General features: G+C 53.6%; 11 protein-coding genes. All 11 read left to right on the top strand.

The features are described 5' to 3' along the window. Positions 1–128 precede the first annotated feature (128 nt). From JIG40_RS08085 to tssJ, 11 genes are read left to right on the top strand one after another with little or no spacing between them, the layout of a single operon-like run. Positions 129–653, top strand: a complete 525-nt coding sequence (locus JIG40_RS08085; RefSeq protein ID WP_004727569.1) for a type VI secretion system tube protein Hcp — start codon at positions 129–131, stop codon at positions 651–653. Between the two features lie 23 nt (positions 654–676). Next, positions 677–1,180: a type VI secretion system contractile sheath small subunit gene (tssB, locus tag JIG40_RS08090; RefSeq protein WP_104965043.1), complete on the top strand. Its 504-nt coding sequence runs from the start codon at positions 677–679 to the stop codon at positions 1,178–1,180. Further along, positions 1,180–2,658: a type VI secretion system contractile sheath large subunit gene (tssC, locus tag JIG40_RS08095; RefSeq protein ID WP_014257730.1), complete on the top strand. Its 1,479-nt coding sequence runs from the start codon at positions 1,180–1,182 to the stop codon at positions 2,656–2,658. Before tssB ends, tssC begins: the two co-directional genes overlap by 1 nt. A 19-nt stretch (positions 2,659–2,677) precedes the next feature. Continuing rightward, complete coding sequence (locus tag JIG40_RS08100) at positions 2,678–4,111, top strand: type VI secretion system contractile sheath large subunit (protein ID WP_233920929.1); 1,434 nt, start codon at positions 2,678–2,680, stop codon at positions 4,109–4,111. Further along, positions 4,108–4,530 (top strand): type VI secretion system baseplate subunit TssE, encoded by a 423-nt coding sequence (tssE, locus tag JIG40_RS08105; RefSeq protein WP_004727572.1) that lies wholly within the window; start codon positions 4,108–4,110, stop codon positions 4,528–4,530. The genes JIG40_RS08100 and tssE overlap by 4 nt, the downstream gene beginning before the upstream one ends. Beyond that, positions 4,523–6,298 carry a type VI secretion system baseplate subunit TssF gene (gene tssF, locus JIG40_RS08110; protein WP_199465117.1) on the top strand — a complete coding sequence of 592 codons (1,776 nt, stop codon included), beginning with the start codon at positions 4,523–4,525 and terminating at the stop codon, positions 6,296–6,298. The genes tssE and tssF overlap by 8 nt, the downstream gene beginning before the upstream one ends. Continuing rightward, positions 6,289–7,314 carry a type VI secretion system baseplate subunit TssG gene (locus tag JIG40_RS08115; protein WP_199465118.1) on the top strand — a complete coding sequence of 342 codons (1,026 nt, stop codon included), beginning with the start codon at positions 6,289–6,291 and terminating at the stop codon, positions 7,312–7,314. Before tssF ends, JIG40_RS08115 begins: the two co-directional genes overlap by 10 nt. Next, positions 7,280–9,898 (top strand): type VI secretion system ATPase TssH, encoded by a 2,619-nt coding sequence (gene tssH, locus JIG40_RS08120; protein ID WP_199465119.1) that lies wholly within the window; start codon positions 7,280–7,282, stop codon positions 9,896–9,898. The genes JIG40_RS08115 and tssH overlap by 35 nt, the downstream gene beginning before the upstream one ends. Beyond that, a complete protein-coding gene (locus JIG40_RS08125; RefSeq protein WP_154183103.1) occupies positions 9,895–10,629 on the top strand; it encodes a transporter substrate-binding domain-containing protein in 735 nt (244 codons plus the stop codon). The genes tssH and JIG40_RS08125 overlap by 4 nt, the downstream gene beginning before the upstream one ends. A gap of 8 nt (positions 10,630–10,637) precedes the next feature. Then, positions 10,638–11,627 carry an FHA domain-containing protein gene (locus tag JIG40_RS08130; protein WP_158129431.1) on the top strand — a complete coding sequence of 330 codons (990 nt, stop codon included), beginning with the start codon at positions 10,638–10,640 and terminating at the stop codon, positions 11,625–11,627. Beyond that, on the top strand, positions 11,624–12,139 hold the full coding sequence (gene tssJ / locus JIG40_RS08135) for a type VI secretion system lipoprotein TssJ (protein WP_172571623.1): 516 nt from the start codon (positions 11,624–11,626) through the stop codon (positions 12,137–12,139). Before JIG40_RS08130 ends, tssJ begins: the two co-directional genes overlap by 4 nt. Positions 12,140–12,145: the final 6 nt, after the last annotated feature.

Consider the following 12,145-nt stretch of genomic DNA (forward strand, 5'->3'; position numbering starts at 1 on the left):
TGGGGAACCGAATAACAATGAGTAATCCGACGAAGTCGTCGTTACTTAAACGGTATTTGTTACTTACTCGTAACGGTACTCAACCGTCATAACACCTATGACAAACGGAAAACGAAAGAGGAATAACTATGGCATCTATCTACATGCGCATTGACGGACTGGACAATATCAAAGGTGCAGCGACGATCGGCGACATTGGCGGCAAGAAAGGTTTCTTTGCTATCGACACCATGAACTGGGGTGCAAACCGCGGTGTGAGCGTGGATGTGGGCAACGCAAACAACGCAGACAAAGGCATGGTATCTCTGGATGCAGTGTCGGTTACGCGTAACTCTGACGGTGCTTCACCTCACCTGACGACGTTCCTGTTTGCACCAGGTGCAGAAGGTAAAACAGTTGAAATTCTGCTGACCAAACCATCTCGTGATGGTGCTGGTTCTGAGCCATACATGGTTCTGACTCTGGAGAAGGCACGTATCGCGAGCTACAACATCCACGGTTCGGACGGCAACCTGCCAGTGGAAGACTTTGCCATGACTTACACCACGCTGACTAAGGTTTACTACCAAGAAAGCGCAGGCGGCAAGATCGAGAAAGGCGACACTGTGAAGTTTGACTGTACTACAGGCAAATTAGAGTCGAAAGCAGCTTAATTTAGCAAGGAAGGAGACACAACGTGGCTTTAAATTCTCAGCATAAACGTGTCAGCAAAAACCGGGTCAGTATTACTTACGACGTTGAAACGAATGGTGCCGTTGAAACAAAAGAACTTCCGTTTGTCGTCGGTGTGATCGGGGATTTTTCGGCGCACAAAGAAGACAGGGAAGAGTTGGAAGATCGCACGTTCTACCAAATCGATAAAGACAACTTTGACGCTGTTCTGAACCGCATCGGTCCAGAACTTAAGCTGAAAGTGGACAATACGCTGGTTGATGACGGCAGCCAATTTGAGGCTGCGTTGTCCTTCTCCTCAATGAAGGATTTTCAGCCTGATGCGCTGATCGAGCAAGTTGATCCACTGAAGAAACTGGCTGAAACACGCCAGCAACTGAAAACCTTGCTGTCCAAGGCTGACCGTTCACGTGATCTGGAAAAACTGCTCAAAGAAGTATTGCAAAGCGCAGACCAGATCAACGCGCTGTCAAGCGAACTGGGCCTTGAGACGAAAGGAGAAGAGTAATGAGTACTGAGTTAGAGAATCAGGTTAGCCCTGAAGCTGGTACCGAGTCACTCAGCCTGCTGGATCGCGCGATTGCCGCGACCAACCAGACTCCGGCTGATCAAACCAAGGAACTGTTTTCCGTTCTGGCTGAACAAGCGCTGAGCGGGACCGTCACTTGGGACAAAAACCTGACGAAAACCATCGAAAATGCGATCGCGGAAATCGACAAGCAGATGTCTCGTCAGCTGTCTGCAATCATGCAGCAGGATGATTTCCGTCGTCTGGAAGGTTCATGGCGTGGTCTGAACAAGCTCGTCACTGAAAGTGAAACGGGTCAGTCTCTCAAGATCAAGCTGGTGGACTTCACCAAAGATGAACTGATTGAGCAATTTGAAGACGCACCTGCGGTTGACCGCAGCCCGCTGTTTGATGCGCTGTATCAGAAAGAATTCGGCACGGCGGGTGGTGAACCTTACGGTGCGCTGATTGGCGACTACACCTTCTCACACAAAGATGAAGATGTGGCGCTGATGCGTTACATGGGCGAAACCGCAGCGGCAAGCCACGCGCCATTTATCGCGGCGGCGAACCCGGAAATGTTTGAGTTTGACTCGTTTGAAACCTTCAACGAGGGTAAACCCGTTGCGTCTGGTTTTGACTCGCCAGCCTACGCATCATGGAATGCCTTCCGCGAAAGCGATGATTCACGCTACGTCGTGCTGACACTGCCTCAGACTCTGGCACGTCTGCCATACGGCGACAAAGGTCTGGGCACCAAATCGTTCGCATACGAAGAACTGGCAACCGACGCGGATGGCAATCCGAAGCCAAAAAACAATGCGCAACTGGTGTGGTCAAACGCAGCTTACGAACTGGGCCTGAAAATGACTCAGGCGCACACTCAGTTCGGCTGGTGTACGGCAATTCGTGGTCTGGACAACGGCGGTAAAGTCGAGAACCTGCCAAACCTGACTTACAAGTCAGAAGCAGGCGACTTGATGCAGCAGTGTCCGATTGAAGTCAACCTGACCGACGAGCGTGAAAAAGAGTTGAGCGATCTGGGCTTCCTGCCTCTGGTGCACTACAAGAACACCAACTACGGCGTGTTTATTGGCAGCCAAACTGCGCAGAAACCAAAAACGTACACCGACCCTGATGCAACGGGTAACGCGGCAATTTCTGCCCGTCTGCCTTACATCATGGCCAGTAGCCGTATCGCACATTACCTGAAAGTGATGGGCCGCGACATGCTGGGTTCAAATCTGGAAGCGGCGGACGTGCAGAAAGATCTGCAAACCTGGATTGATCAGTACACCAACTCAGGTGCGGTGGGCAATGCAGAACGTTCTAAAACGCCTCTGTGTGAATCTCGTATTCAAGTGGTGGAGCAACCGGGTCGTCCGGGCGCTTATTCAGCAGTGGCGCATCTGCGTCCATGGCTACAACTGGAAGAGCTAACCACGTCTGTACGTATGGTTACTAAGATTCCAGGCTAAGGCCAGATTGACTGCTGAGATGAATGCTATGTTTGATGCTGATTTTCAACACGCGTTTTGCCAGCTAAACCCTGAGGCGGAAGATTTTCTGCCTCAGGCGTTGGCGCAACTGTTGAAACTCGACCCACAGATGTTGAGTAATCGTGAGGTGCTGTTGGCATCATTGCTGCGTTTGATTGCAGAGATTGATGACCGCATGTCGCGTCAGCTGTCAGTCGTCATTCATCATCCTGATTTTTCTCGCCTCGAAGCGTCCTGGAAAGGGGTCGAGGCCTTAGTGTCTCTGCCGGTGAACTACCAGAAAGTGCAGATTAAAATCAGAAATATGTCCTGGGAGGATCTCTCCCAGGAACTCAACACCGCTGTTTCGTTGCGACGCACATCCCTCTATAACCTGATTGGTAACCGCGAGCTCAATACCTCCGGTGGTCAGCCATTTGGTATGGTGGTGGTGGATCATGCGTTGTCGATGAGTCTTGATGGTGACTACGATGACCTCTACACCTTAGAGCTATTGTCTCAACTGGGTGATCTTTGTCTTTGTCCGTTTATTCTCTCTCCGTCGGATGACTTTTTTGGCGAATCAGGTGCCGACTGGTTTTCAGACATTGAACGGGTAAAGAAAATATTACACGGTCCGGAATTTGTGGCCTGGCAGCGGGTGAGACGTTTGTCTTCCGCCCGTTTTATTGGTTTGGTGGTGCCGAAGATTCGCCTGCGCGAAGCGTATGGCCGCAGCGCCAGCAGCGCCATTCAATTTCGGGAATACAGCGCGAATCCGGCAGGTTTGTGGGGCAGCGCGGCGTATCTGTTTGCCTCGGTTGCGATTCGTGAATTCAATCGCATCAACTGGTTTGGATTTATGAAGTCGCGCTGGCAGGACAAATATTATGGCTCGCTCGGCAATGTGCCGCCGGGCGGCGCAGGCGTCAGTGCCACACTCAGACCCACTCCCGATATCCGTTTGATCACCGAGATGGGCACGTTTTACGCCGACGAAGGCTTCATTCCGCTCTGTCACAGCCTGACCACGGACAAATATTTCTTTCGCGGCAACAACTCCATCTGGAGTGAAGCGAAAGACGATACCGAGTCGGTGATGGGCCAGATCCAAACCACGCTCATGATCTGCCGCATTGCGCATTATCTCAAAGTGCAGATCCGCAGCATGATCGGTAACTTCCAAACCGCAGAAGAGTGTGAAACCTACCTCAACCGTTGGCTGGATAAGTATTCCAGCAACCTGTTTAACGCCGATGAAGCGACGTTGGCCAAGTATCCGCTCAGTAAAGGCCGGGTTGAGGTGCGTGAAATCGATGGTCAACATGGTCGCTATACCTGTGACGTGTTCGTTCAGCCGCAGTACCAGTTCGACAACGTGTGCGGCGAAGTGCTGCTGTCGACGGACCTCGGTCCGGAAAGAGAACCAAGATTTGCCGGAGGTCTGGTATGAGTTTCTGGCGCACATTTCTCGATAAAAGCGGCAGCAGCAATCATGAGCTGCTCGATTCGGTACGCTACCAGTTGACGGCGCTGCTCAATTCTGAAGCGCCGATGATGGCGCTGCCAAAAGGCTTTTCGGCCGTCGAAGCCTCCAACTTTTGCTTCGGTCTGGACTGCGCACACAGTATCAGCAGCCAGATCAACAAAGATCAGTTTGCCCGTTCGATGGAAAAGTGGGTCAGAACCTTTGAGCCGCGCCTGTCAGAAGTGAGCGTCTTTGTCGAAGAGAGCCAGCCGGGCAAAAACGTGATGCGTTTTTCGTTGATGGCCAAGGTGAAAACCGCCAACGGCGAGCACGTGTTCCTGTTTGATTCCAATATCAGTCTGTCCAGCCAGACCGCCCGTATGGAGGGACAAGAAGTTGTCTGATCAATTATTGAGTTATTTCGAGCGCGAGCTCACCTACATTCGTCGTGCGCTGGATGGGTTTGGCAAAGACTTTCCCGAACACGCTTCGTCGATGCGTTTGAATCAGAGCAGTCAGGAAGACCCGAATATCAGTCGCCTGATTGATGCGGTGGCGCTGCTGACCGCGAAAACTGAAAAACGCATGGATGAGCAGTTCCCCGAGATCCTGCAGGATCTGTTTCACGTCCTGTATCCCGGCTATCTGCAAATTGTGCCGAGTTATGCGCCGCTGTCGCTCAACCTTGAAGACAACGCAGTGACCGAAGCGGTGGTGTTGCCGCAAGGCTCGGAAGTGGCGGTGGAAGTGAATGACGCCGAGTGCCGCTTTACGCTGGCGCAGGCATTGACGATTGAGCCGTATGTGATTGCGGCGTTGCGTGCCGAGTCGGCGCCGTTTAATTTCCCGACGCCAGCCGGACTGCGCCGTGCAGAAGCGGTGATTCAGGTCGAGCTGGCGTGCAGCGATCCTTCCGTTTTGTTTTCGCAGTTATCGCTGCAACATTTTGATTTCTATGTGCGCGGGTTTGAAAACAGCGCCCGTGGTCTGGTTGACATGCTGCTGCTCAATACCGAAGTGTTGTCGGTATTTGATGCATCTGGTCAGCAACGTGTCGTCGACGCGACGCGGTTGAAATCCCGCGTGGCCGATCCCGATTTTCACTGGCTGCCTCAATATGGCAACCACTTGGGTGGCTTCGACCTGCTGCGTGACTACTTTGCTTACCCGGATAAAGCGGCCTACTTGCGGATTGCTGATCTTGGCAAGGAACTGATGAGTTTTGACGCCAATCGCGTCACGCTCAACTTCTTTGTGCGTCAACTGCCGGCGGAATATCTGCGCCTGTTCAGTCGTGACGTGTTGGCGCTCAATACCGCGCCGGTGATTAATCTCTACGCTCAGTATGGCGATCCGATTCGCTACGACTTCACGCGCCTGTCGATGCCGGTTGTCGCGGACACGCGTGCCAACAACGAACTGACGGTGGTCAGTGTGGGCGAAGTCAACGAAGTGCTGCCGACGGGCGAAGTGCCGCTGAGTCCGAACTACGAAGGCGGATACTGGCTTGATGATGAGTCACCGCGTTGGCAGATTCATCAGTTCTGGGACGAGCGTGGCCGCCGTCAGATGGACATTTCCGTCAGTTATACCGAGCTGCAACCGGCTCAGGAGTCGGTGGTGCTGTCGCTGCGTTTGCACGTGTGTAACGGCCGTTTGCCGTGCCTCATCCCGGCGAATGAGGTGATGGAATCGCTGGCTGCGATTGATCTACCGGGCGATCTGAAACTGCTGAAAACGCCGACCGCGCCGCAATACCCGCCACTGGACAATCAGCTGAGCTGGCGCTTTGTGGCAATGCTCAACGCGAACTTTTCCGGGTTGATTCAGAACGAAGACCCGACCCGAATGCTGCAGGACGTGCTGCGTTTGTGCAGTAACAGCGCGCAGTGCGCCGTCGCGGATGCGATTAAAAAAGTGGCCTACAACCACGTGGTCGCGCCACTGACGATCAATGGCCGCAGCATTTTTGCGTCCGGCACCGAGGTGATGATCCTGATCGATGATGAACTGCTCGACAGCAACTTTGCCGTGGTCAGCGAAGTGCTGAATGCCTATTTCCGCCAATATTGCAGTTTTGACCGTTTCGTCCAGGTCAGTGTGGAGCGGTTTGGTAGTGACGAGGCTGGTATTCATTTTGAAAAAACGCACGGGAGTCAGCTATGTCTCTGAGCTCGCGCCAGACCGTCAAACAGCATTTGCTGACTCACCCGCATGAATTTGATTTCGTGCAGGTGATTCGTCTGTTGCAGGCCATCAGCCAACAAGAGTCGCTGTCGGTGCGTTTGCAATCGGATCCGATGCCGCATGGCGCGCCGACTGAAGTCACGCGTATCGAAAAAGATCATGACGAAGTGCGTGTTCAGCTCGGCTTGGAAGCGTTGTCCGGCTGCAAAGGAGTCATTCCCGATTATCTCTATGCAGAGATGCTGCATAGCCTGCATCAGGATGATCGCGCGTTACAACGTTTTCTGGATGTGTTTAACCAGCGTTATTACGAACTCAAAGCCTATGTGGAAAGCGCGGCGAACCTGATCCTGAGAGAGGAGCGCGAAGCGGCGTCTCGTTATGCGCTGTCACGCCTGACTCAGAAGCAGGCGCTGGCCTGTATGTTCTCGCTGCCTATGCAGCGCGGCCAGAAAGTCGATCAAAGTGTGCTGCGCTATGGTCTGGCTCTCGCGTCCCGCAACCGCAATCTGGCGCAACTCAAGCGCCTTCTGTGTGACTATTTCGACCTCGATATCACCCCCAAAGTGGTGCCTTCGGCGGTTTATCGCATTCGCAATCAGGACCAAACCCGTATCGGCGGTCACAGTGGTCAGAACCACCGTCTTGGCCGTGGCATGGTCATGGGCCGTCAGGGCAATCAGGCCTACCAAACGCTGGAAATCTGGATCACGCCGCGCAACCGCAATGAATTTATTGGCTTAGAGCGCAATCGTCATTTTGCCCGTTCACTGAAATCTCTGGTGCAGTCTTACCTGCGTGAAAGTCTGGAAACACGCCTGTACCTGTATGTGAAACGTGAATACATCAACGCCCCGGTGATATCGGCCGTGGCTGGAGGCGTTCGCCTAGGCGAAGCCAGCTGTCTTTCCCCGCAGCGTCGCGCTGCGGATTATCGGAAAATATTATTACAATCGGAGAACGTCTATGTCACAGGTAAAACTGGGCAACCTGGTCAGTAAACTGGCCCCGGAGCTGAAAGCATCACTGGAAGAAGCAGCCGGTGCTGCGATGACACAAACGGTGGCCGCCATTGAAATTGAACACTGGTTGGTGCAACTGCTGTTGTCCAAAGAAACGCATCTGATGGCGTTCGTCAATAAACAGCACATCGATGCGAACCGCCTGATGGCCGAACTGACTGCACGTATTGAACGCCTGACGAAAGGCTCTGCCAGCCAACCTGCGATCAGCAGTGCATTGAGCTCGCTGCTGGAAGAAGCTTGGTTGCAGGCGTCGGTCAATTTCTCTCAGGGGCAGGTCAGCAGCCTGCATCTGCTGTTGGTACTGACTCAAACCGACAGTTTTGGCGTGAAGAAACTGGCACTGGAGAGTTTGAAAGAGGTGTCTCAGGAAGCGTTGTCTGCTCAGATTACGCAGTTGCAAACCGTTCAGGCGGGTTCTTCTTCTGCGCCTGCTGCCAGTGGCCACAGTGGTCCGGTCGCAGGTGGCGCGCTGGATAAATACACCGTCAACCTGACGCAACAGGCTCGTGAGGGCAAAATTGATCCGATTTCGGGTCGTAACAGCGAAGTGCGTCTGGCGATTGATATCTTGTGTCGTAAACGTCAGAACAACCCGATTTTGGTCGGTGAACCGGGGGTGGGTAAAACCGCGGTGGTTGAAGGTTTGGCGCTGCGCGTCGTCAGCGGTGAAGTCCCGCCAGCAATTCAGGGCGTGGAAATTCATACGCTGGACCTGGGTCTGTTGCAGGCTGGTGCGAGCATCAAGGGCGAGTTTGAAAACCGCCTGAAAGATGTCATCAACGAAGTGAAAAACTCACCGACGCCAATCATTGTCTTTATCGATGAAGCACACACGCTGATTGGGGCGGGTGGCGCAGCGGGTCAGAATGATGCGGCTAACCTGCTGAAACCTGCGCTGGCTCGTGGCGAGTTCCGCTCTATGGCTGCGACAACCTGGGCGGAATACAAAAAGTACTTTGAAAAAGATCCCGCATTGACCCGTCGTTTTCAGGTCGTCAAAGTGGAAGAACCAAGTGCGGACGATGCGTTGCAAATGCTGCGCGGCGTGGCACAGTCGCTACGTCGTCACCACGGTGTGTTCATTCGTGAGGACGCGCTGGATGCGGCGGTACAGCTCTCTATCCGTTATCTGCCCTCTCGTCAGTTACCCGACAAAGCCATCAGTCTGCTGGATACGGCCTGTGCGCGCATTGCGCTGACGCAGGGCGCCAAACCGGAGCAGATCGAATCGCTTGAGCAGCAACTGCGCTACCTCAACAGCGAACTTGAAGCGCTGGAGAATGAAGACACAGTGCTGGTGGGCAGCGCGGTTGATCGCCAGTCGATCAAAGATACCGTGGTGCGCAAGCAAGCAGAACTTCTCACGCTGACGGAACGTTGGGAGCTGGAAAAAGAGCTGGTAGCGGACATCAAACAGCTGACCGGTGAGATTGAGACCCGCTTCCATGCTGGCGAAGCGGCGGACCCTCAAACCCAGCAAGTATTGCAAGGCAAGTTGGACGAGCTGGTTCAACTGCAAGATGAAGAGCCCATGGTGTTCCCAATGGTCGATGCGCAGGTGATCGCGGAAGTGATCTCTGGCTGGACGGGCATTCCAAGCGGCAACATGGTCAAAGAAGAAGTGGCGTCACTGCTGTCGCTGGAAGACTCGCTCCACCGCCGTGTGATTGGCCAGAAAACTGCGATCAACGAGCTGGCGAAAAGTATCCGTATTTCACGAGCTGGCTTAACCGACAGCCGTAAACCTGTCGGCGTGTTTCTGATGTGTGGCCCGAGTGGTGTCGGCAAAACCGAAACGGCGATGGCGCTCGCAGATGAAGTCTTCGGCGGCGAAAACAACATGACCGTGATTAACATGACGGAGTTTAAAGAAGAGCACAAAATTTCCATGCTGCTCGGTTCACCGGCCGGTTATGTCGGCTTTGGTGAAGGCGGCGTGCTGACCGAAGCGATTCGCCGCAACCCATATACCGTGCTGCTGCTGGATGAGATGGAAAAAGCGCATCCGGGTGTGCATGACCTGTTCTACCAAATCTTTGATAAAGGCCATATTAAAGACAGCGAAGGCCGCACGGTCGATTTCAAAAATACCATCATCATCATGACCTCCAACGCGGCCGATCAGGCGATTTGCGATGTGTGTGATGACAACGAACAACGTCCGGAAAATGACGATCTGCTGGAGCAAATCCGCCCAGCGCTGCTGCGTCACTTTAAGCCTGCGTTCCTCGGCCGTACCACGATTGTGCCTTATTACCCGCTCAATCAGGACGAGCTAAGCCAGATCACCGCGATCAGCCTTAACCGCATTGCGAAAAAACTGCACGAGCAGTACAAGGCCGAGTTTATCTGGGATCAGGCCTTCGTTGATTTTGTCGTGGGACGCAACACGGACCCTACCACGGGTGGCCGCGCGGTGGAGCAAATCATCAACCGCTCTCTGATGCCACGTTTGGCGGAAGAGTGCATTCAGCGCCTGAGTGAAGGGCTGCCGATCCAGAAAGTTTCGGTCAGTGCGGATCTCAATCAAGGCGGTGCCCTGCTGCTGGATATCGTATGACCGGGCCGGGCAAACACACATTACGCTCCCATTTTCGCAGCGCGTTGTACGCGCTGCTGATGGGTGGTTTCTGTGCTTCAGCCAGTGCCGCCGAGCGACTGTTGCTGGCCACGCAAATCTGGACGCCGTACCAGACGGTCGACGAACAGGGGCGCATCGGTGGGTTGGCGGTGGACCGGGTGAAGTGTGCGCTGGGTGATATGGATCAGCCCTATGAGATTCGTGTGATGCGCTGGGATAAGGCGCAGCTCTTGGTGGAATCTAACCAGATGAACGGCTTCTTCTCTGGTTCGGTGAACTCACAGCGCGCGACGTACGCCGAAGCGTCGATTCCTGTCGTGTCGGAATATCTCGCCTGGTTTAGCGCGCCGAATATCACCGCAGACTTGGATGATGGCAGCAACAAATACACCCTGCGTTTTGGCGCTAAGTTCAACACCAACAAATGGCTGAGCTTGAAACGCAAAGGCTACAACGTGATTAAAAAACCGCGCGATGCGGATGCATTGTTGCAGATGCTGCTCGAAGGCGATCTGGATGTGGCTTATGAGTACGAACTGGTGTTTCAGGACGCGATGAAAAAAGCGGGCGTACCGCTCGACTATTTCCACACGGTTCGCGAGAAAAAACAGGATTTGATGGTGCATTTCTCCAAACAGTTTTTGAGCGATCACCCCGGATTTTTAGCGCGATTTAACACCTCGCTGCAAGCATGTATAGAGACGAAATAGGCAGGATTATGACGATCAGTTTTCAGATAATCGACCTTCCTGAAGATGAACAAATCGGCAGCCGTCAGGTATCGCTGCCGGTCAGTGGCGGCACGTTAGGACGCTCGTTTGAGTGCACCATTCAGTTGCCGGATTTTCAGCGCACACTGTCACGTGTCCACGCTGACATTCAACCGCATCCGAAAGGCGGCTACCAAATTATCGACCGCAGTACCAACGGCGTATTTGTCAACGATGTGCTGGTGGGCAAAGGCGAATCGCAGCGCCTCAGCGATGGTGACCGGATAGTGATTGGGGCCTACACCTTATTGGTCAGCGATATGGATGCGTTGTTTACGCGCGCGCCACAACAGAGCGAAGACACCAAGACGGCCAGCCAGAATGGCGCCGCCGATTCGCCGTTTGCGGCCAGCTCGGTCTTGGATGACAGTCAGGACACCACGTTTGGTTTTGCGCATCTGGACGAGATTCAGGATGAGGTGCAAGACGAGACGCCGTTTTCGACGGAGAACGTGCTGGGCGATGACCTGTATGGTTACGACCCGTTTGAAGACGATGAGCGTTGGGTGCTGGAGCAGAGCCAAAGTGAAGACACCACCGAACAGATTGTGTTGATGCCCGAAGCGACTCAGTTCCAGAATAACAATACTGCCACGCAGCACAGTGTGACGGTCAGCGATCATCGTCAGATAGAGTCACTGGAAAACAGCATTGAACAGCTGAGTTCGATGCTCAAACAGCAACAACTGAGCGTGGCGGGCGGCATTGACCGTGAACGTCTGATGACCTGCATCGAATCGACACTGGAAAAATTCCTCGACAATTTCAACCCGAGCCATCTGGAAGAGGAGTTCAACGACTATCTTTCTGGCTGGGGTAACAAAGATAAAAAATATTGGGCGCTGTATAAGAAACAGTTCCAGCGCAAAACCGAGCGTCGGGAGTTTTCCCGTCAGTTCTCCTCCCTGTTATTTGAAGCCCTGAGAGAGAAACGATGAGCTGGCTGAACATGATTCGCCTTGCGGCAATCGGCTGCTGCGCGTTGGTGCTGAGTGCTTGTAGTTCAAGCAGTTCAACCACCACGTTTGCCCCCACACTCAAAGTGCCGCTGGTGGTCGAAGCGAGTAAAGACATCAATGTGTTTGATGATGAACAAGCGCGACCGGTGGTCGTACGCGTGTATCAGCTGCAGGATGCCGGCAATTTCCAGAAAGCCGATTTCATCAGCCTGTACAACGCGGATCAGAGCGTGCTGGCCGATTCGCTGGTGGATTTGCAGACACTCGCGCCTGTCCTGCCGGGAGAGTTGCGCAACCTGACCTTGGATGTCCAGCAACAAAGCCGTTTTATCGCCGTATTGGTCGAATTTGCACATTACGAAACCGCGACCGCCAAAGCGTATCTGGCGCTGGTGAGCGATCCCGAAGAGTACCCAGTTTATATCCACATCACGAAGCAGAAGGTTGAGCTGACTCAACCGGTCAGCAAGTCGTGGTGGAACGTGTTTTAAGGAGTG

This window comes from Vibrio sp. bablab_jr001, assembly GCF_016464285.1.
GTDB lineage: Bacteria > Pseudomonadota > Gammaproteobacteria > Enterobacterales > Vibrionaceae > Vibrio > Vibrio fluvialis.